This is a genomic window from Erythrobacter sp. SN021 (assembly GCF_021864455.1).
In genome coordinates this window covers 171,465-192,044 of record NZ_JAKKUW010000001.1, presented here as the reverse complement: position 1 = coordinate 192,044, position 20,580 = coordinate 171,465, and the positions used below count along the sequence as shown (strand labels likewise).

At 61.9% G+C, this 20,580-nt stretch carries 23 protein-coding genes and 1 tRNA gene; 19 read left to right on the top strand and 5 right to left on the bottom strand.

Going from position 1 to position 20,580, the window contains the following annotated elements; all coding sequences use genetic code 11:
• Positions 1–152 precede the first annotated feature (152 nt).
• The 10 genes from L5849_RS00895 (at position 153) to L5849_RS00850 (ending at position 8,841) form a co-directional block, all read left to right on the top strand.
• Positions 153–1,196, top strand: coding sequence for a rod shape-determining protein (locus L5849_RS00895; protein WP_115416714.1), 1,044 nt, complete (start codon positions 153–155; stop codon positions 1,194–1,196).
• A gap of 14 nt (positions 1,197–1,210) precedes the next feature.
• On the top strand, positions 1,211–2,101 hold the full coding sequence (mreC, locus tag L5849_RS00890; protein ID WP_236923926.1) for a rod shape-determining protein MreC: 891 nt from the start codon (positions 1,211–1,213) through the stop codon (positions 2,099–2,101).
• A complete protein-coding gene (locus L5849_RS00885; protein ID WP_236923925.1) occupies positions 2,101–2,652 on the top strand; it encodes a rod shape-determining protein MreD in 552 nt (183 codons plus the stop codon). Before mreC ends, L5849_RS00885 begins: the two co-directional genes overlap by 1 nt.
• A complete protein-coding gene (mrdA, locus tag L5849_RS00880) occupies positions 2,652–4,733 on the top strand; it encodes a penicillin-binding protein 2 (RefSeq protein ID WP_236923923.1) in 2,082 nt (693 codons plus the stop codon). The genes L5849_RS00885 and mrdA overlap by 1 nt, the downstream gene beginning before the upstream one ends.
• Positions 4,730–5,848: a rod shape-determining protein RodA gene (rodA, locus tag L5849_RS00875; RefSeq protein WP_236923921.1), complete on the top strand. Its 1,119-nt coding sequence runs from the start codon at positions 4,730–4,732 to the stop codon at positions 5,846–5,848. Before mrdA ends, rodA begins: the two co-directional genes overlap by 4 nt.
• Positions 5,849–6,085: 237 nt before the next feature.
• Entirely contained in the window at positions 6,086–6,418 is a 333-nt protein-coding gene (locus L5849_RS00870; RefSeq protein WP_236923919.1) for a hypothetical protein, read from the top strand.
• Between the two features lie 87 nt (positions 6,419–6,505).
• Positions 6,506–6,581, top strand: a tRNA-Lys gene (locus tag L5849_RS00865).
• Positions 6,582–6,697: 116 nt separating this feature from the next.
• Entirely contained in the window at positions 6,698–7,942 is a 1,245-nt protein-coding gene (gene ribB, locus L5849_RS00860) for a 3,4-dihydroxy-2-butanone-4-phosphate synthase (RefSeq protein WP_236923917.1), read from the top strand.
• Positions 7,943–7,947: 5 nt separating this feature from the next.
• A complete protein-coding gene (gene ribH / locus L5849_RS00855; RefSeq protein WP_236923915.1) occupies positions 7,948–8,370 on the top strand; it encodes a 6,7-dimethyl-8-ribityllumazine synthase in 423 nt (140 codons plus the stop codon).
• Between the two features lie 225 nt (positions 8,371–8,595).
• Positions 8,596–8,841 carry a hypothetical protein gene (locus L5849_RS00850; protein ID WP_236923914.1) on the top strand — a complete coding sequence of 82 codons (246 nt, stop codon included), beginning with the start codon at positions 8,596–8,598 and terminating at the stop codon, positions 8,839–8,841.
• Positions 8,842–8,916: 75 nt separating this feature from the next.
• Here the strand turns inward: L5849_RS00850 and eno are convergent, their stop codons facing one another.
• A complete protein-coding gene (gene eno / locus L5849_RS00845) occupies positions 8,917–10,206 on the bottom strand; it encodes a phosphopyruvate hydratase (RefSeq protein WP_236923912.1) in 1,290 nt (429 codons plus the stop codon).
• A gap of 162 nt (positions 10,207–10,368) precedes the next feature.
• Here eno and L5849_RS00840 point away from each other — a divergent pair, with 162 nt between their 5' ends.
• From L5849_RS00840 to L5849_RS00815, 6 genes are all read left to right on the top strand, one after another.
• Entirely contained in the window at positions 10,369–11,019 is a 651-nt protein-coding gene (locus L5849_RS00840; protein WP_236923910.1) for a hypothetical protein, read from the top strand.
• A gap of 22 nt (positions 11,020–11,041) precedes the next feature.
• Positions 11,042–11,476, top strand: coding sequence for a phage holin family protein (locus L5849_RS00835; protein WP_236923908.1), 435 nt, complete (start codon positions 11,042–11,044; stop codon positions 11,474–11,476).
• Positions 11,473–11,790: a hypothetical protein gene (locus L5849_RS00830; protein WP_236923906.1), complete on the top strand. Its 318-nt coding sequence runs from the start codon at positions 11,473–11,475 to the stop codon at positions 11,788–11,790. Before L5849_RS00835 ends, L5849_RS00830 begins: the two co-directional genes overlap by 4 nt.
• Before the next feature lie 48 nt (positions 11,791–11,838).
• Positions 11,839–12,369, top strand: coding sequence for a hypothetical protein (locus tag L5849_RS00825; protein WP_236923905.1), 531 nt, complete (start codon positions 11,839–11,841; stop codon positions 12,367–12,369).
• A gap of 106 nt (positions 12,370–12,475) precedes the next feature.
• Positions 12,476–12,706: a DUF4170 domain-containing protein gene (locus L5849_RS00820; protein WP_115416701.1), complete on the top strand. Its 231-nt coding sequence runs from the start codon at positions 12,476–12,478 to the stop codon at positions 12,704–12,706.
• Positions 12,707–12,714: 8 nt separating this feature from the next.
• On the top strand, positions 12,715–13,203 hold the full coding sequence (locus L5849_RS00815) for a GNAT family N-acetyltransferase (RefSeq protein WP_236923904.1): 489 nt from the start codon (positions 12,715–12,717) through the stop codon (positions 13,201–13,203).
• Here the strand turns inward: L5849_RS00815 and greA are convergent.
• The gene (gene greA, locus L5849_RS00810; protein WP_115416700.1) at positions 13,196–13,663 is read right to left on the bottom strand and encodes a transcription elongation factor GreA; all 468 of its coding nucleotides are present in this window, start codon (positions 13,661–13,663) and stop codon (positions 13,196–13,198) included. The two genes, L5849_RS00815 and greA, sit on opposite strands and share 8 nt — an antisense overlap.
• A gap of 113 nt (positions 13,664–13,776) precedes the next feature.
• A complete protein-coding gene (gene carB / locus L5849_RS00805; RefSeq protein WP_236923903.1) occupies positions 13,777–17,100 on the bottom strand; it encodes a carbamoyl-phosphate synthase large subunit in 3,324 nt (1,107 codons plus the stop codon).
• A 66-nt stretch (positions 17,101–17,166) separates the two neighbouring features.
• On the opposite strand from carB, the gene L5849_RS00800 reads away from it, so the two are divergent.
• Complete coding sequence (locus tag L5849_RS00800; RefSeq protein ID WP_236923902.1) at positions 17,167–17,514, top strand: endonuclease domain-containing protein; 348 nt, start codon at positions 17,167–17,169, stop codon at positions 17,512–17,514.
• Between the two features lie 169 nt (positions 17,515–17,683).
• On the opposite strand, the gene L5849_RS00795 is transcribed toward L5849_RS00800, so the two are convergent.
• Both L5849_RS00795 and carA read right to left on the bottom strand, forming a co-directional pair.
• The gene (locus L5849_RS00795; protein WP_115416698.1) at positions 17,684–18,040 is read right to left on the bottom strand and encodes a hypothetical protein; all 357 of its coding nucleotides are present in this window, start codon (positions 18,038–18,040) and stop codon (positions 17,684–17,686) included.
• Complete coding sequence (carA, locus tag L5849_RS00790; protein ID WP_236923901.1) at positions 18,037–19,215, bottom strand: glutamine-hydrolyzing carbamoyl-phosphate synthase small subunit; 1,179 nt, start codon at positions 19,213–19,215, stop codon at positions 18,037–18,039. The genes L5849_RS00795 and carA overlap by 4 nt, the downstream gene beginning before the upstream one ends.
• Before the next feature lie 152 nt (positions 19,216–19,367).
• Between carA and L5849_RS00785 the strand changes: the two genes are divergently transcribed.
• Both L5849_RS00785 and L5849_RS00780 read left to right on the top strand, forming a co-directional pair.
• The gene (locus L5849_RS00785; RefSeq protein WP_236923900.1) at positions 19,368–19,820 is read left to right on the top strand and encodes a GatB/YqeY domain-containing protein; all 453 of its coding nucleotides are present in this window, start codon (positions 19,368–19,370) and stop codon (positions 19,818–19,820) included.
• Positions 19,817–20,575, top strand: coding sequence for a hypothetical protein (locus tag L5849_RS00780; protein WP_236923899.1), 759 nt, complete (start codon positions 19,817–19,819; stop codon positions 20,573–20,575). Before L5849_RS00785 ends, L5849_RS00780 begins: the two co-directional genes overlap by 4 nt.
• Positions 20,576–20,580 lie beyond the last annotated feature (5 nt).

Sequence of the window (20,580 nt, the reverse complement as noted above, 5' to 3'; positions counted from 1 at the left end):
CGCGTTCATCTATCCCCCGCAGGAATGACGGAAATTTTTGGCATTCGAAGCATTATATCGCTAAGGCACCGCCACCATTCCCTCCGGAGAGGTGCGAGCGGGCCGCATCCCCTCTCGCCGGATCACGCGACATAACGGAAAATCGAATAACAATGGGCTTCTGGAACAATCTCTTCAAATTCGGCGTGCAGAATATGGCGATCGACCTGGGGACTGCCAATACGCTGGTTTACGTGCAGGATCAGGGCATCGTACTGAACGAGCCGAGCGTGGTCGCGCTCGAGACGATCAACGGCATGAAGCGCGTCAAGGCCGTTGGCGACGATGCCAAGATGATGATGGGCAAAACGCCCGACAGCATCGAGGCCATCCGTCCGCTGCGCGACGGCGTGATCGCCGATCTCGACGTGGCCGAAGAGATGATCAAGCATTTCATCCGCAAGGTGAACGGGCGCAAGAGCCTGATGCGCTACCCCGAAATCACCATCTGCGTCCCCTCCGGCTCGACTAGCGTCGAGCGCCGCGCGATCCGCGATGCCGCTTCGAATGCCGGCGCCAGTCAGGTCTATCTCATCCTCGAACCCATGGCCGCCGCGATCGGCGCCGACATGCCGGTGACCGAACCGGTCGGTTCGATGGTCGTGGATATCGGCGGAGGCACCACCGAAGTCGCCGTTCTGTCACTGCGTGGCCTGGCCTACACCACTTCGGTCCGCACCGGCGGCGACAAGATGGACGAGGCGATCGTGTCCTATGTCCGGCGACACCATAATCTGCTGATCGGTGAAAGCACTGCCGAACGCATCAAGAAGGATTTCGGTGTCGCCCGCCCGCCCGAAGACGGCGTTGGCGAAAGCATCACCATCAAGGGCCGTGACCTTGTGAACGGCGTGCCCAAGGAAATCACCATCAACCAGGGCCATATCGCCGAAGCGCTGTCCGAACCGATTGGCGCCATTGTCGAAGGCGTACGGATAGCACTGGAAAACACCGCTCCCGAACTGGCGGCGGACATCGTCGATCAGGGAATCGTGCTCACCGGCGGCGGTGCGTTGATCGGCGGGCTGGACGAATATCTGCGCGAAGAAACCGGCCTGCCGGTGACTATCGCCGAGGATCCGCTTTCCTGCGTGGCGCTCGGCACGGGGCGCGCGATGGAGGACCCGATCTATCGCGGCGTCCTGATGACGGCTTGAGAAAGGCATAGGGGATGGCGCCGACAGGCTCACGGCGCTCGGGATATTCTCGAAGGGCGCAATACAACCTCTTCACCGGTTACGTTATTGCAGGCGTGGGTGCGCTGATCGGCGCCACGCTGCTGGTATTGTCTTTCTTTCAGCCGCATCTCTTCGGCGGGCTGCGCGGTGCGGCGCAGGATGGAGTATCCCCGGCGACGGAAACCGCCGCGACCGTGCGCACCGGCTCAAAAGGGTTCTGGGACACGGTCAGCGGGTATTATCGGGCCGGCTCGAAGAACGCCGAACTCAAGCGCGAGATGGAGATCGCCCGCATTCGCCTGGCCGAAGCGGAGGCGGTGAAGCAGGAAAATGCCCGCCTCAAGGGCCTGCTCGATCTTCAGGATGACGAGCGAAAGCCTGTGGCGGTTGCCCGGCTCGTTGGATCTTCGGCTTCCAGCAGCCGACGGTTCGCATACCTTGGTGCAGGCCTGAACGATGGTGTGACGATCGGAATGCCCGTGCGTTCGCCGCGCGGCGTGGTTGGCCGCATTCTCGAAGCCGGTGGCGACAGTTCACGCGTTCTGCTGCTCACCGACAGCGAAAGCGTACTTCCGGTGCGGCGTGCAAAGGACGAAGTCGTGGCGTTTGCCGAAGGGCGCGGTGACGGCCTCCTGCGTATCAGGCTGATCAATCTCGGCATCAATCCGCTTGAGCCTGGAGACGTCTTCGTCACCAGTGGCGCGGGCGGATATTATCCACCCGGCATTGCAGTCGCCATACTGACCGAAACCACCGATGATGGAGGGCTCGCCCGCATTGTCAGCGATCCGGCGGCAACCGACTATGTGAGCGTGGAGCCAATTTTCGAGCCGGAAGCGGCACTGGGCGCCACCACCCCGGTCGAGCGCGAGCTGTCCGAGTGATGGAGCGCAATGACCCGCGTTCGCGCAGCGATGCGTATGGTAGCCGGATAAACCGCTCGCACTCTCCCATCATTGCCAATGCCGTCCCGTGGATCTCGATCGTCATCGGGTCGATACTGCCGATCTTCGCCATCGCCGCGGCTCTTCCGATGGTGCCGCCGCTGGGGCTTCTCATGTTGCTTGCATGGCGGCTGGTGCGTCCCGGTCTGCTGCCCGTATGGGCCGGAATGCCGCTTGGTCTGGTAGACGATCTGTATAGCGGTCAACCGTTCGGTTTCGCCATTTTCACCTGGTCTCTGATCATGATCGCTATCGAACTGATCGAAAGCCGCATGCCATGGCGGGCCTTCTGGCAGGACTGGTTCAGTGCCAGTATATTGATATTGGCCTATCTGCTGGCAGGTTGGTTGCTTTCGGGTGGCCAGCCCAATGTTCATTCCCTCATCGCTCTTGTGCCCCAACTCGTGTTTACCACCCTTCTCTTCCCGATAGCAGCTCGTATCGTCGCCACGCTCGACCGCTTCCGCCTCCATCGCTGGAAGGCTGTCTGATGCGTCTGCGCAAGCGGAGTCGGCCGCGCGAAGTCGTTACCCACTCGACGCTCGACAATGCCTTCGACCGTCGGACCTTCGTCATCGGAACCGCGATGGGCGGTCTCGGCGTGCTGCTGGCGGCGCGCATGGGTTACATTGCAATCGCCGAGAACGAGAGATACGAACTGGAAAGCGAGAGCAACCGGGTCAACCTGTCGCTGATACCCCCGCGTCGTGGGTGGATTCTCGACCGGAACGGTGCGCCGCTCGCGTCGAACCGCGCGGATTTTCGCGTCGACATAATCCCGGAACGCACACCCGATTCCGACGCGACGATCACCGCGCTCGCCAACCTCCTCAATCTCGACGAGAACCAGGCTGCCGACATTCGCAAGCGCGTCGATGATGGCCCCGGCTACCAGCCAGTGGAAATCGCCTCGGGCATCAGCTACGATCAGTTCGCCGCCGTCAGCGTGCGCCTGCCCGATCTGCCGGGCGTCGTGCCGCAGCGCGGATTCTCGCGTTTTTATTCGACCGGTCCCAGCGTAGGGCACCTGATCGGCTATGTCGGAACGGCCAATGCCGAGGAATATGCCGAGCAGGACCGCAACCCGCTGCTCGTCACGCCCGGCTACAAGATCGGCAAGGATGCGCTCGAGAAGCAGTTCGAGCAGGATTTGCGCGGTATCCCCGGGGCACGGCGGGTGGAGGTCACCGCATCGGGCCGGATCGTGCGCGAACTCGAAACGCGGGAAGACATTCAGGGCGATCCGGTTCGCCTGACGATCGACGGGCCATTGCAGGATTACGCCGCGCGCCGCATCGGTCTGGAAAGCGGATCGGTTGTGGTAATGGACTGCGAGAGCGGCGACCTTCTGTGCATGGCATCCATGCCAAGCTTCGATCCCAACAGTTTTTCGCAAGGCATCGGCCGGGTCGAATATGCCATGCTGCGCGATGACGAGCGTGTGCCGCTACGCAACAAGGTGCTCAAGGGGCTGTATCCGCCGGGATCGACCGTCAAGCCGATGCACTGCATGGCTTTTCTCGACGCTGGGGTGAAGCCCGAAGAAACGATCATGTGCAATGGCGGACGCCGGATCGGCAACCGTTTCTTCAACTGCTGGAGCAATCACGGCCGGGTCGACATGGCCAAGGCCATCTATCAAAGCTGCGACAGTTATTTCTATCACTTCGCCCAGCAGGTGGGCTTCGCAAAGGTCGCCGAATGGGCGCACAAGATGGGGCTCGGCGAAGAATTCCCGCTTCCGGTGCAGAGCCAGTTCTTCGGCACGGTTCCCTCGCCCGAATGGAAGCAGCGCCGCCACGGTAGCGCGTGGCAACCCTACGATACGGTGAACTCGTCGATCGGCCAGGGCTATTACCTCACCAACCCCCTGCAGCTTGCAGTCATGAGCGCGCGCATGGCGACCGGCTTCAAGGTTATGCCGCGCCTGCGTATGTCGGACCAACAGCCGCGCTTCGAACATTTCGATTTCAGTCCGGAAGAGATCGGCTATGTCCGCCAGGCAATGAGCGATACGGTCAACGGCCCGGGCACCGCCGGGCGGGCTCGCCTGCCTTTCGAACACATCAAAATGGCCGGTAAGACGGGCACCGCGCAGGTTGTCTCGCTCAGCGTCTCGGACGGGCGCAGTGGTCCATGGAAGTATCGCGACCACGGTCTGTTCGTGTTTTTCGCGCCGTTCGACAAACCGAAATATGCCGGCGCGGTGGTGATCGAACATGGGGGCGGTTCGGGCGCGGCCTATCCGATCGCGCGCGATGTGATGACCTTCATGTTCGACCCGGCCAAAGGCATGCAGGCCCTGCGCGCGCTCGAGGAACAATGGGGCGGCAATGCGCAGCAGCGGCTGAATTCGAAATACCGTGCCTATGCCGCGGCGCAGGGCGAATCGGTCCCGCCGGTTCCGGCGCGCGACGAGGATATTTTCGACCAGGTCGAGGCGGAAGCCCGACTTGCGGCGCGCCAGCCCGAAGGACTGGCTGAAGAATCCAATCCCTCGCGCGTCGACGATCGCACGCCCGAAGAGATCTCGCGCTCGTCCGCCGCCGCCAATGCGGAGGCGGAACAATGAGCGGCATCGTCCCCGCGCCGATCGCGCGGCAGCCATGGCAGATGCTTTTCCCCCTTTTCGTGCTGATCGCTTTCGGCGCGCTGGTTCTGTTTTCGGCCGCCGCAGGGAGCTGGGAACCCTACGCATCGTCGCATGTGATCCGGTTCGGCGTCTTTCTGGTCATGGCCTTTGTGCTCAGCCGGTTTTCCCGCGATCTGGCCATGTTCTTCGCCTTCCCGATCTATGTGATCGTGCTCCTGATGCTGGGCGCCGTGGAGGTGATCGGCTTCGTGGGAGGCGGCAGCCAGCGGTGGCTCAATCTCGGCTTCATGCAATTGCAGCCGTCCGAGGTGATGAAACCCGCCATCGTGCTGATGCTGGCGCGATTTTACGCGACGCTTCCGGTCGGGATGGTGCCGACCTGGCGGGCTTTAATCCCGGCGGGCGCCTTGATCCTGACACCGGTGGCCCTGGTCCTTCTCCAGCCCGACCTCGGGACATCCCTGGCGATAACCTTCGGCGGCGCCATGGTGATGTTCGCGGCCGGGCTGCCGTTGCGTTGGTTTCTTGGCGCGGGCCTGGCGGCCGCCCTCCTCGCCCCCCTCGCCTTCTTCTTCGGACTGCAACCCTATCAGCAGAAGCGAGTCTTCACCTTTCTCGATCCCGAAAGCGATCCGCTCGGCGATGGCTATCACATCACTCAATCGAAGATCGCGATCGGTTCTGGCGGCTTTTCCGGCAAGGGCTTCAACGAAGGATCGCAGAGCCATCTCAATTACCTTCCCGAACCTCACACCGATTTCATCTTCGCAACCATGGCCGAAGAATGGGGCTTCCTGGGCGGCCTTGTCGTATTGGGCGCCTTTGCCATGATCCTTGGCTGGGGACTGTCGGTGGCCCGCGCCAGCACCGAGCGCTTTGACAAGCTGTTGGCTTTTGGAATGACCGCCTCGATCTTCTTTTACGTCGCGATCAATCTGATGATGGTCATGGGCCTTGCCCCCGTCGTAGGCATTCCCCTGCCCTTCATGAGCCACGGAGGCAGTTCTATGCTAACCAACATGGTGTGCATCGGATCCTTGATGATGGTGAATCGCTGGAACCGGACTGCGCCCCGCACGGGGCTGTTGCGATAGGCTTCAAGCGAAACCGATTTTGCCGCCTTCCGGGGCCGCTGCCTACAGGTCTTCGCTTTTCTGGCGACATCTTGCGGCCGATGGCACCATCATCCGCGACTCCGCGGCGCGGCTTCGCCGACAGGCAAATGTCACCCGCTTGAGGGACTCGATTCTCATTCCCATCCGGCTACCTGCCCGGCGAAACAGCAAGCGGAAACCGGGGGGAGGTTCCGCGAAGTAGGGACGCACTCACTTATGACCCCCGAGAAGCCCCGGCGGCGGGCCGACGACGAACTCGACTCCAATCGCAGCGATGTGGCCGACACGATCGGCCACGAGGCCCGCAACAGGGTTCTGCTGGAAATTTGGTATGCCAACCAACAAGGTACGCCGATAACGATCTGGGATCTCCCGCAGCCAACCGGCCTGCCTTTGCGCGCCGCTTTTGCCGCCGCGCGCAAGCTCGAATCCGACGGCCTCGTTACCATTGGGGACAATCCATCCGACCCTTTCGGCGCAACGCTGAGGGTGCGGAAAGCCGCCGTGCCGCATCTGCGCAAGTTGCATCCGACCCGATCGGTCATTTAGGGCTTTTCATCTCGAAAGAGCCCGCTATATGAGCGCCTCCCGAGTCGGGAACGCCTCTTTCCACGAGGCCGCGGCACGCCGCAGTGTGGACGCATAGCTCAGTTGGTAGAGCAGCTGACTCTTAATCAGCGGGTCCTAGGTTCGAGCCCTAGTGCGTCCACCATTTTTCTTCAGCCGATCAATTCAGGCGAGTCCCGACAGGGGGCTATCGCGCGCAAATCACATGCAATGTGACGATCGTCGTTGGCAATCACATTGTGATGTGATAGCCAACGACGTATGGATACGATCGAAAAAGTTCGCACGCTTGTCTCGCAAGGGCTGATGACCCGCGCCGGCCTTGCCCGTGCAGCGGGCCTTCATGCCAATACGCTGCGCGAGTGCAGCGAGGAAAGTTGGAATCCCACCGCCGAAACCCTCGCCAAGCTCGAAGCCTTTCTCGAAGCCAATGACGACACGCCGGTCATTGTGAGCGCCGAGGAAATCATCGACGAGGCGCGCAACGGCCGGATGTATATCCTCGTCGATGACGAGGACCGCGAAAACGAAGGCGACCTTATCATTCCCGCCCAGATGGCGACGCCCAGCGCAATCAATTTCATGGCGACACATGGCCGCGGCCTGATCTGCCTCTCGCTCGATCGCAAACGTGTCGAGGCGCTCGGCCTCGAGCCGATGAGCCGCGACAACCGCGAAAGCATGCAGACCGCCTTCACCACTTCGATCGAGGCGAAAGAAGGCGTCACCACGGGGATCAGCGCGGCCGACCGCGCACGCACCGTTTGCGTGGCGATCGATGCGACCAAGGGGCCGGACGATATCGTGACGCCCGGCCATGTCTTCCCGCTCGCCGCGCGGGATGGCGGTGTGCTGGTCCGTGCGGGCCACACCGAGGCAGCCGTCGATATTTCGCGCCTAGCGGGCCTCAACCCCTCGGGTGTCATTTGCGAGATCATGAATGAGGACGGCACCATGGCGCGCCTCGACGATCTGATCGCCTTCGCGCGCAAGCACGATATGAAGATCGGCACGATCCGCGATCTTATCGAATATCGCATGCGCCACGATCATCTGGTCGAACGCGTCGGCGAAGACAGTTTCGAATCCGATTATGGCGGCGAATGGCGCCTGCTGACCTATCGTAACACAGTGGACGGCAGCGAAAGCTACGTCCTGCAGAAGGGCCATGTCGTGGAGGGTCAACCCACGCTCGCCCGCGTGCATCCGATTTCGATCTTCGAAGACGTGCTCGGCAGGCCGGGACCGCGCAAGCGCACGCTTCAGCGCTCCATGCATGCGGTCGGCGAACACGGAGCCGGTGTGATCGTGCTGATTACCGGACGACCGGCGTCTAACCGGGGCTATAGCGAGAGCGATGCGCAGCGAAACGTCGGCATCGGTTCGCAGATCCTTGCCGATCTCGGTATCGAGGACATGATCCTGCTCAGCAATTCGCAACCCAATGTCGTGGCGATCGAAGGCTATGGCCTCAACATCGTCGATCATAAACCTATCCCGGAGTGACACGCATGGCCCGTTTCCTGATCGTCGAAGCCCGTTTCTACGACCATCTCAACGATATGCTCGTCGCGGGTGCCCGCGCCGCTCTCGAGGCAGAGGGGCACGAGGTCGAAGCGCTGACCGTGCCCGGCGCGCTGGAAGTGCCCGGAGCGATCGCCCTGGCCTCGGAAAGCGGCCGGTACGATGGCTATGTCGGCATCGGTGTGGTCATCCGCGGGGAAACCTATCACTTCGAAATCGTCGCAGGCGAAAGCGCCCGCGGGATCATGGCGCTGACCATGGACGGCATGGCGATCGGCAATGGCATCCTGACGGTCGAGAACGAGGAGCAGGCGCTGGTTCGCGCCGATCCGGCCCAGAAGGACAAGGGTGGCGAAGCGGCCAAGGCGGCCATGGCCCTGCTCGATCTGCAGGCGCGCTTCGCCGCCTGACGCCATGGCCGAAATCACGGTGCACGTGATGATCAATCCATAGAGGGGGAGCACGGTCGTCAAGCCGGACGGGCCATGCTCGCCAGCACCGTGTCGCGAGGCTGGATCGCCCTTTGTCGGCCCTGCCCGAAAACCACCCCTTTCTTCTCATCGGTCTTCTATGAAGCGGTTCCCGGAACGCTAGCTGGCGCCGCGCGTCGTCACAATCATGCTGGGAGAAACGTCATGAACGGCCCTTTCGAATGGGCCGCATCGATCGGGGCGGTCATTGCCGCCTCTATGATCGCCTTCGATCTGGGGCGCCGCGCAACCGCCTGGGGCTTTGTCCTGTTCTGCGTCGTCTCGGCGCTGTGGATCTATATCGGCCTGACGGAAGACGCGCTGCCGCTGGCAGCAATGAACGGCGTGCTGCTGCTGATCAACGCCTGGGGCGTTTGGCAATATTGGTTCCACCCGAAGAACCGAAGCTGACCTTCCGCTAGAGCGGACGTCTCAGACCCTCAGTCCTGGTGGACCGAGGTCCCCGCTTGCACGGGGACCCCCGCTTCAGCCCCCGATACGCCCGAAACAGTGCCGCCGGGCATAATGCGCGCTATCGCCCAGCTCTTCCTCGATACGGATGAGCTGGTTGTACTTGGCGAGCCGGTCCGACCGGGCCAGCGAGCCGGTCTTGATCTGCCCGCAATTGGTGGCGACTGCCAGATCCGCGATCGTCGCATCTTCGGTTTCGCCCGACCGATGCGACATCACGGCGGTGTAGCCCGCGCGATTGGCGATGCTGACCGCGTCGAGCGTTTCCGACAGGGTGCCGATCTGGTTGACCTTAACAAGCAGCGAATTGGCAAGCCCCTGGTCGATCCCTTCGCGCAGGCGCTGAGGGTTGGTCACGAACAAGTCGTCGCCGACCAGCTGGACGGTATTGCCGATCCGGTCGGTCAGCGCCTTCCAGCCTTCGAAATCGTCTTCGGCCATGCCGTCCTCGATCGAGCGAATCGGATAGTCGCGGCACAGCTTATCGAGGTATTCGGCCATCTCATGACCGGTGAGCGATAGGTTCTCGCCCGAGATCTCGTATTTGCCGTTCTTGAAGAACTCGGTCGAGGCGCAGTCGAGAGCAAGCGCGATGTCCTCGCCCGGCTTGAAGCCCGCCTGCTCGATCGAGGCCATGATGAAATCGAGCGCGTCGCGCGTGCTGGCAAGGTCGGGGGCAAAGCCGCCCTCGTCACCGACCGAAGTAGCCAGGCCCTTGTCATGCAGCTTCTTCTTGAGCGTGTGGAACACCTCAGCGCCCCAGCGCACCGCTTCGGCGAGACTGTCCGCGCCAACCGGCATGACCATGAATTCCTGAATGTCGATCGGGTTGTCGGCATGTTCGCCCCCATTGATGATATTCATCATCGGAACGGGAAGCACATGGGCCGAAACGCCGCCGACGTAGCTGTAAAGCGGCAGGCCGCGCGCATTGGCCGCCGCCTTGGCCACTGCCATGCTGGTGCCGAGAATGGCGTTCGCACCGATGCGGCCCTTGTTGGGCGTTCCGTCGAGTGCGATCATCGAAAGATCGATGTCGCGCTGGTCTTCGGCATCGAAAGCGCCCACCAGCATATCGCGAATTTCGGCGTTGACCGCCTCGACAGCCTTGATCACGCCTTTGCCGAGATAGCGACCCTTGTCCCCGTCGCGCAGCTCCACGGCCTCATGCGCACCGGTGGATGCGCCGCTGGGCACCGCCGCGCGACCGAAGCTGCCATCGTCGAGAAGCACATCGACCTCGACCGTGGGATTACCCCGTGAATCAAGGATTTCGCGGGCGTGGATGTCTATGATCGCGGTCATGGGTGCTGGCGCTCCGGGGTAAAGGTGTTGTAATCGTCTAAAACACCCCCAGATGGGGAGTTGGCAGCGCTCTATTCGCCGGAACATTGGCGCGCAAGTTGCGTTGCAACATCGAAGGCCATTTCGCCGGACGAATACGAATTAAGGGCAAGGACGACCATCATGGCAGAAACCACCGCAGGCGATGCGCCCAAGAAGCGCAATACTCCTGCCACCAAGAAGACCGCAGCCTCGAAATCCACGAGCGCCAAGACGCCGCGCAAGACCGTGGCGAAGAAGGGCGTAGCGAAGGAGATGACCCCCGTGACCGATACAGCACCCCAAGCCCCCACCACCGACAACCGCGCCGAAGCGAAATCCCGCTTCAACGCGGCTCTCGAAGAGGCAAAGGCAGGTGCAGCCGCGCTCAAGGCGGAAGGCCGCGACCGCGCCACCGCCTACCGCGATCAAGCCAAGCACAAGGGCGACGACCTCGCCGCCGAAGCCAAAGCCTATGGCGAAGAAGCGAAGGTGAAGGGCCGTGAACTTGCGACCGAAGGCAAGGTCAAGGCCGGTGAAGGCCTGCGCTCGCTCAGCAAGCTCGTCAACGAGAACGCTCATCAGGTCGACGAAAAACTGGGCGCGAAATACGGTGACTATGCTCGCAGCGCTTCGAAGTCGCTGGATGGCTATGCTGCCAAGCTCGACGAAAAAAGCGTCGACGATCTCGTGGAGGACGGCCGTGAGTTCGTCCGCAAGAGCCCCGGCAAGGCACTCGGGATCGCAGCGATTGTCGGTTTCATGCTTTCGCGTCTATTCCGCGGCTCGCGTTGAGCGAGCGATGACGGGGGTTTGAATGCGAGATGATAACGACGAGCGGGTCGATGAGTATTCCGGCCCGCTCGATTTGCCCGACGAGCACGAATCCCCCAATGAGGAGGATGAAGGCGGTCGGCAGTTTTCCTTGACCGACGATGTTCTCGCGCTGCTTGAGGATGGCAAGACATATGCCGAAGCGGAACTGCGTTTCCAGAAAAGCCGCGCGGGTTATATCGGGAACCGGTTCAAGGGCGCCCTCGCCTTCGGGCTCGGCGCTTTCGGCGTTTTTCACCTCGCCCTGATTGCGACCACGGTTGGGCTCGTCATCGCGCTCGCGCCCATCGTCGGACCTTGGGGCGCGACTGCCATCGTAACGCTCGCGCTGATTGCGGGCGGGGTATTTCTCTTGCGACTGCTGAAAGGGCGCCTCGACGATATCCGGGACGCATTCGAAGAGGAGGACGCCGAATGAGCGATCGGCGGATCCGAATGCTGGAAGACAAGTATATGCGCGATTCCGCTCGCGCATTGGTCGAAGCCGATATCGAGCACCTCAAATCCGACTTAGCCCATAAAGGGTTGGGAGAACGCGCCATTGAGCGCGTGAGAGAAGGTGCCACCGATCTCTACGAAGAAGCGGCCGATATGGCCGGGGACAACAAAGGTGCTCTGGCAGCTCTGATTGCGGCGATAGTTGTCTGGTTTGCACGAAATCCAATCATGGAACTGTTTGGGCGGGACCCCGATGAAGGGGATGACGCCGCGACCGAAAATCCGGAACGTTAGCGCCTTACGAACCGTTGTTTCGACGAACACGCATTGCGGAGAAATATCATGGCAGACACGGCCGAAAACAATGTCACCCCTATCAGCGCCGACAGGAAATTGAGCGATGAGCAGAAGCGCGAACAATTGCGCGCCCGCATCGAGGCCGGGGAGAAGCGCAATGAAGAACGCAGCCTGACCGATCAGGCGAAAGACGTTGCCGACAGCGCGATCGAATTCACCAAGAAACACCCCTTCGCTGTCGTCGGTGGCGTACTTGTCGCCGGGCTTGCGATTGGCGCCATGACACGCCCGGGCCGCAGGCTCGGGCGACGCGGGAGTATTTGGGCCGGTCTCGCCGCAGATGCAGCCCTCGCCTACGGCGCGCGAATGATCGATGGCGTCGTCGATGGCGCTCAATATGCGGGCGACCGGATGGAAGATCTCGGTGACAGCGCTTCGACGGCAGCGCGCGGCCTGCGCCGCGATACGGCCTATAAACTCGATGTCGCTGGCGATGCTTTGCGCAGCTCGGGCCGGAAAGCAAGCCGCAAGGGCAGCCGTGCCTATCGCGCGCTGCGTACTCGTATCACCCATTGATGATAGTCATTTAGTAGCATGCCGTAGCGGCGCGACGGGGTTGCCTGTCGCGCCGCTTTCGCTATGGCGCGCAACGATTCATTCCTCCCTAGAGAAAGACGATCCGATGGAAGAAACCGAGAGCAAGCAAACGCTCTATCTGGTCATGGGTGGCCGCGTCGCAGACCCGCGCAGCGTCACTTTCGCCGATCCCGAAAGCCTTCATGTCGCAGGCGTGTTCAGCAGCTACGATGCTGCCGTCGATTCCTGGCGCTCGAATGCCCAGCGCACGGTCGACGATGCCGAGATGAAATATGTCATCGTTCATCTGCACAAGCTGCTCGACCCGGGGGCCTGAACTGTCCCATGGCCTATTCCATAAGGCCATATCGGGACAATGACGCCGAGGCGCTGGCCGAGGTGATCGCCGCAGCGATTGCCGCCATTGGCCCGCACGCATACTCACTTGAGCAGGTCGCTGCCTGGAGCGCGCGACATCCCGGTGCCAGACGGTACCGGGAGCGTGTAGCGGAAGGTCATGCGATCTTCGTCGCCACAGATGCGGACGACAGCCCGGTCGCTTATGCCTTGATCGAGCACGACGGTCATCTCGACCATCTCTACAACCGCCCCGACCACACGCGGCACGGTCTGGCGACGCAGTTGCTCGCGCGTGCGGAAATCTATACGCAGGCACACGGCGTGGAGCGGATCTATACCGAGGCGAGCGATCTCGCTCGCCCCGCTTTCGAGCGGGCAGGCTATGTCGTGACGAACAAACGCGAATTCACCATCGCCCACGAGCGTCGGGATGTCCCGATCCACAACTGGGCGATGGAAAAGCGGCTCAGATGAACTCGATCTTGTCGATCAGGTAGAATTTGTCCCCAGACGGAACGGTCACTTCCACCTCTTCCTCGAGCTGTTTGCCGATCAACGCCCGTCCAAGGGGCGAATTGTAACTGATACGTCCCTTTGCGGCATCGGCTTCGGTCTGGCCGACAATCTGGTATGTCACCGGCTTATCGTTTTCATCGAGCAGGGTAACGGTCGCGCCGAAGATTACCTTGTCCCCCGAAAGTGTCGTGGGGTCGATGATCTGCGCGCGGCTGATCTTGTCCTCCAGCTCGCCGATCATCGCCTCCACCTGGCCCTGACGTTCCTTGGCAGCGTGGTATTCGGCGTTTTCGGACAGATCGCCATGCGCGCGCGCTTCCTCGATCGCATCGACGATCTTAGGACGCTCGGCACGCAAGACTTTCAGGTCCGCCGTGAGCTTCTCATAGCCCTCGGCCAGCATCGGCACTTTTTCCATCGGACCCCTTTGTCCTTCCTGTTCGGCGCCTCCCGGGACAATTCGGACCCGGCCCGCCGGATTGCGGTGCCCGATCGATACGAATGTCAGGAGGGATAAGCGCGTGTTCTTCGTCAGCTATAATAGTCTTGCAACGAACGCACTTCAAGCTGATCGGGTGAAACCTCGGCTACAGCCTGCGCAACCGCGAGCGATGCCGCAGCCGTGGTGTAATAGGGCAACTTCTTTTCAAGCGCCGCTTCGCGGATGGATTTGCTGTCCAGCAGCGACTGCCAGCCCTCGGTGGTGTTGAAGATCAACTGCACCTCGCCATCGATAATCGCATCGACGATGTGCGGGCGCCCTTCGGCGACCTTATTGACCGGTTCGACCGCAAGGCCCTGCTCCGCCAGATAGCTCTGCGTGCCCCCGGTGGCGATGACCCGGAAACCCTTGTCGAGCAGTGTCCGAACCGCGGGCACGATCAGCGGCTTGTCGGTATCTTTCACCGAAACGAACAGCGTGCCGGATTGAGGCGGGTTCATTCCCGCACCGAGCTGCGACTTGAGAAACGCCGCTGCGAAATCGCGATCTATACCCATGACCTCGCCGGTCGATTTCATCTCCGGCGACAGGATAGGATCGGCGCCCGGGAAGCGCGCAAAGGGGAAGACAGCCTCTTTCACCGCCATGTGGCCCGGAGTGAGATCGAAGGGTTCGAACGTATGCAGCGCCTCGCCCGCCATGACGCGCGCCGCGACCTTCGCGATGGGCTGGCCGATGGCCTTGGCGACGAAGGGCACCGTGCGGCTGGCGCGCGGGTTCACCTCGATCAGATAGACCTCGCCTTCTTTCACCGCGAACTGCACGTTCATCAGGCCGCGGACCTCCAGCGCCTTGGCCAATTCGGCCGCCTGGCGGGACATTTCGTCGACGATGTCCTGCGGCAGGCTGTAGGGCGGCAGGGTACAGGCGCTGTCGCCCGAATGGACCCCGGCTTCCTCGATATGCTGCATCACCCCCGCGATACGGACGTCATTGCCGTCGGATACCACATCGACATCGCATTCGATCGCATCGCGCAGATACTGATCGACCAGCACCGGGCTGTCGCCCGAGACGTTGACGGCGGTGTTAATGTAATCGTCGAGCTGCGCTTCGCTGTCGACGATTTCCATCGCCCGTCCGCCGAGCACGTAGCTCGGGCGCAGCAACACCGGATAGCCGATGCGCGCGGCCACGGCCACGGCCTCGTCGCGGCTCTTGGCGATGCCGTTCATCGGCTGCTTGAGCTTCAACTTATTGACCAGCTTGGCAAAGCGTTCGCGGTCTTCGGCCAAATCGATCGCATCGGGGCTGGTGCCGAGGATGGGGATGCCCTCACGCTCGAGCGCGGCGGCGAGCTTGAGCGGGGTCTGCCCGCCGAACTGGACGATGACGCCCACCACTTCGCCCCGGGACATTTCGACGCGCATGATTTCGAGCACGTCTTCTTCGGTCAGCGGCTCGAAATAGAGGCGGTCGGAAGTGTCGTAATCGGTCGAAACCGTTTCCGGGTTGCAGTTGACCATGATCGTCTCGAACCCAGCCTCGGCCAGCGCGAAACAGGCGTGGACGCAGCAATAGTCGAACTCGATCCCCTGCCCGATACGGTTCGGGCCACCGCCGAGGATAACGATCTTCTTGCGGTCGGACGGATCGGCCTCGTCCTCTGGCTCACCGAAACTCGGCGCTTCGTAGGTCGAATACATATAGGGCGTGATCGCCTCGAACTCGGCGGCGCAGCTATCGATACGCTTGTAGACCGGGTAGACGCCGAGCTTGCGGCGCAGATCGCGTACTTCCTGCTCACTGGTCGCGCCCGCCATGGCACGCAATGCGTCGTGCAGCAGGCCCGAGCGCTTGGCCTGCGTCTCGCCGAGGCCTCCCGCCACGCCGACCGATCGCACGGCCAGCGTCGCCAAGCGCTTGTCCGAAAAGCCCATGGCCTTAAGCCGGCGCATTTCTGCGGCATCGCCCGGCAGGCCATTGTGACCGATCATCTTCTCTTCATAGATGATCGCCTCGATCTGGCGCAGGAACCACGGATCGAACCCGGTGATGCGCGCCACTTCCTCCACCGTGAAATCCTCGCGGAAGGCTTGCGCGATCTTGAGAATACGGTCGGGCGTGCGCTTGCTGAGCGAGGCAGTGATGACCTCGCGGCTGACACCCTCGAACTCGGTGATGCGGTTGAAGCCGTCGAGCCCGGTTTCGAGACCGCGCAGCGCCTTTTGCATCGATTCCGCAAAGCAGCGACCGATGGCCATGACTTCGCCGACCGATTTCATCGCGGTCGACAGCTCGTTCTTCGATCCCTTGAACTTCTCGAAGGCGAAGCGCGGGATCTTGGTGACGACATAATCGATGGTCGGTTCGAACGACGCCGGGGTTGCGCCGGTAATCTCGTTCTGGATCTCGTCGAGCGTGTAGCCCACCGCCAGCTTCGCCGCGACGCGCGCGATGGGGAAGCCGGTGGCCTTGGAAGCCAGCGCCGAGCTGCGCGATACGCGCGGATTCATCTCGATCACGATCAGGCGGCCATCCTTCGGATTGACTGCGAACTGTACGTTCGAACCACCTGTTTCCACGCCGATTTCGCGCAGCACATTGATGCTGGCGGTGCGCATGATCTGGTATTCCTTGTCGGTCAGCGTCAGCGCTGGCGCGACGGTGATGGAATCGCCCGTATGCACACCCATCGGATCGACGTTCTCGATCGAGCAGATGATGATGCAATTGTCCTTCCGGTCGCGCACCACCTCCATCTCGTATTCCTTCCAGCCGAGGAGCGACTCCTCGATCAGGACTTCGGTGGTGGGCGATGCGTCGAGACCTTCGCGGACGATCTTGTCGAACTCGGCCTTGTTGTAAGCGATGCCGCCGCCCGTGCCGCCAAGCGTGAAGCTGGGGCGGATGATGGCGGGCAGACCGGTGCGCTCGAGCACGGCAAAGGCCTCGTCGACCGTGTTCGCCACGCCGCTGCGCGCGCTTTCGAGGCCGATCTTGTCCATCGCCTCGCGGAAGCGCTGGCGGTTTTCGGCCTTGTCGATGGCATCGGCATTGGCGCCGATCATTTGGACGCCGAATTTCTCCAGCACACCCTGATTGGCAAGGTCGAGCGCGCAGTTGAGCGCCGTCTGCCCGCCCATCGTCGGAAGCACCGCGTCGGGCCGCTCCTTCTCGATGATCTTGGCGACGATCTCGGGCGTGATCGGCTCGACATAGGTGGCGTCGGCCATTTCCGGATCGGTCATGATCGTGGCGGGGTTGGAATTGACCAGGATGACCCGGTAGCCCTCCTCCTTCAGCGCCTTGATCGCCTGCGTGCCGGAATAGTCGAACTCGCAGGCCTGGCCGATGATGATCGGCCCGGCGCCGATGACGAGGATGGAGGAAATGTCTGTACGTTTGGGCATCTAGCTCGACTTCGCTACTGAAAGCCCCTTCCCTTGAGGGAAGGGGTTGGGGATGGGTATGCCACGATGGCTGAAAAGCGACTGACTGACGTTGCGCGCAAGCTGCGGCGCGACATGACGGATGCGGAGCGGCGGCTCTGGTCGCACCTGCGAGCCAGGCCGCTCGGAGCGAAATTCACACGGCAATTCCCGATCGGCAACCACATCGTCGATTTCGCCTGCCGTAGCCTCAGGCTCGCGATCGAATGCGACGGTGGACAGCATTCTGCCGAGTCCGACGCCCCGAGAAGCGCCGCCATCGAAGCCCACGGCTACCGCGTCATCCGCTTCTGGAACCACGATATCCTCGAAAATACCGACGGCATGCTGGAAGCGATCATGAAAGAAATCGAAATCGCCCGAAACCAGCACTGAAGAGCCCATTCCTAACTGGCAATCCCCCTCCCTCGAGGGAGGGGCTAGGGGTGGGTGTACGACGCCCGAAATGTAGCTCAGCCCCATCACTGCCGGACCCCCATCCCCAACCCTTCCCCAAGGGGAAGGGAGATGACGAGGATCGAGGAGATGTCGGTGCATTTGGGCATTAGATAACCTTAAAACCGAGTTTGACTGCATTATCGACATCTCGGGCGCGGACTTCGATGCAGTGAAGGCCTCGCATGTTTTTCGCTGAGATCTCGATCTCGTATGTTATTCCATGCAGGTCGCCGAGCTTCATATCGAACTCCGAAAGGCCGCATTCACGAAGCACTTCACCGACTTCGAACGCGATATTGCTTGTTTCGTCCAACTCGCCTTCAGGCTCGATGATGTCCGGCGCAAAAACTGTTCGGTATGCCTTGGCCTCAATTGGATCGGCATTGAATTGGGACGCGACTCCGACGCTGACCAAGGAAGCGAATGCGCCGAATGCAAAAGCAACCAAATTGCTGCGCCTCACCCCAACATCCCCACGAATTTCTCGAACAGGTAGAAGCTGTCCTGGGGGCCGGGAGACGCCTCGGGGTGGTATTGTACGCCGAAGGCCTTCTTGCCCTTGATGCTGATCCCGCAATTGGTGCCATCGAACAGCGAGATATGGGTCTGCTCCACCTCCGGCGGCAGCGTGTCGACATCGACCGCGAAGCCGTGGTTCATGCTGGTGATCTCGACGAGGCCCTCGCTCGCGCCCCACCCTTCGCCGACGCGCTGGACGGGATGGTTGGCGCCGCGGTGGCCCTGGAACATCTTGGCGGTCTTCGCCCCTGCCGCCAGCCCGAGCATCTGGTGTCCCAAACAGATGCCGAACAGCGGAGTATCGGCGTCGAGCAGTGCCTTGATCACTGGAACGGCGTATTCGCCCGTCGCCGCCGGATCGCCCGGACCGTTCGAAAGGAACACGCCGTCGGGCTTCAGCGCCATGATCTGGTCGAATGAGGTGCGTGCGGGCACCACGGTGACCTTCGCCCCCGCCTTCACGAGGTTGCGGAAGATATTGTCCTTCGCGCCGTAATCGATCGCGACGACATGCGGCTTTTCCGCACTGCCGTTGGTATAGCCGAAGCCGAGTTGCCAGTGGCCGCCGGTCCAGTCTTCTTGGGCCTCGCGCGTCACGCCGGGGACGAGGTCGAGCCCTTCGAGCCCGCTCCATTCGGCGGCCTGCTTTTTCAACGCCTTGAGGTCGAATTCACCCCGCGGACTGTACGCGATCACCGCATTGGGTGCGCCCGACATGCGGATGCGGCGGGTCAGAGCGCGCGTATCGACGCCCGACAGGCCGATCTTGCCGTGATCCTTCATCCATTCGACGAATTCATTCTGCGCGCGGAAGTTCGACTGCGGGGTCACTTCCTGCCGCGTGACGCAGCCGACTGCGCCGAGCCCGCGACTCTCGTGATCTTCCTCGTTCGCGCCGACATTGCCGATATGCGGGAAGGTGAAGGTGACGATCTGGCTGTCGTAGGAGGGATCGGTCATCACCTCCTGGTATCCGGTCATCGCGGTGTTGAAGCAGACCTCGCCAACGGCGGAACCGGTGGCGCCGAAGCCCTTGCCCCAGATGACCGTACCGTCGCCCAGAACGAGGACTCCCGTGGCATCTTTAGGTTGCGCGTGCGAAGATGCGGACAGGGCCATGGGCGCTCCGGGATAAAAAGGTTTCCAGCGATGTGTGCTAAGACCCAGCCGCTAGGGACCTGCACGAGTCCCGTCAAGCGGAACCCTTGGCTTATCGGCGCACTGGTCTAAATGAGCCGGTGAAATCAGACACCAACCACCCGGGAAACCCAATGCTGCGCGAAAAAATTCAGGCCGAAACCGTCACCGCCATGAAGGCCAAGGACAAGGAACGCACCGCCGCGCTGCGCCTGATCGGGGCGAAGATCAAGGATCGCGACATCGAACTGCGCACCTCCGATAAGAAGCCGGAGGACGACGAGCTGGTCACCGACGTGCTGCTCAAAATGGCCAAGCAGCGCCGCGAATCGATCGAGATGTACGAGGACGGCGGGCGCACCGAACTGGCCGACAAGGAAAAGGCCGAACTCGCCGTGATCGAGGAATTCCTGCCCAAGCAGATGAGCGAGGACGAAACCCGCGCCGCGATTGCCGCGATCAAGGCAGAGCTTGGCGCCGAGGGCATGAAGGACATGGGCCGCGTAATGGGGGAACTTAAGAGCCGCCACGGCGCTACTCTGAACATGAGCAAGGCCAGCGGACTGGTAAAGGAAGCGCTTTCATGAACAGGATTTCGGTCGCCCTCCCCCTCGCCCCGGCGCTCGCCCTCATGCTTGCCGCCTGCGGTTCCGACGCGGACGAACCGCCGACCGATCTCGAAACCGCCGAAAGCGATGGCGCGGCCGAAGCGCTGGCGCGCAATATCGAAGCAGTCGACTTCCTCGACCTAGAACTCGGCGCGAAAATCGTCGGCCCACAAGGCCCCGAGGTGAAAGCCGCTCTGTCCAACCCCGAAGGCAATTTCGCCGATATGCGCAGCTATGTGGCCTGCCCGGCAGGCATGACGGTATGCGATCCGGCGACGGCGCCAGAGGGCACGATCTACACGTATGTTCATATCGTATATCCGGGAGAGGATAACCAGCCCGACAGCGGCAGCGGTGAAGGCGCGGATTCCTCCGATGTGGAACGCGCCACTGCCTTTCGCATGACACGACCCTCCACCGGCTTCACCGGCGCGGTGGGTTACTCCAAGGACGAGGCGATGGCCGCGATCGGGGCCAAGGCCGATGTCGTGATTACCTGCGACGATGGCGCATTGGTCTGGACCGTCAGCGCAGGCGATGGCGGCGACCAGTGGGAACAGGCCGAACCGCTTACCTTCTGGTGGCAATCGACCGTGCCGCCCGCCGGCCCCGTGGAAGCTTATGCGATCGAGGCCAACTATACGATGGCCATGGGAAATGGGCCTTACCCCGGCGAGGCACCCGATGCGGTCAATGCCTGCGATCGCGACATCGTTTCCGGTGCCGAGGGATGACCTGA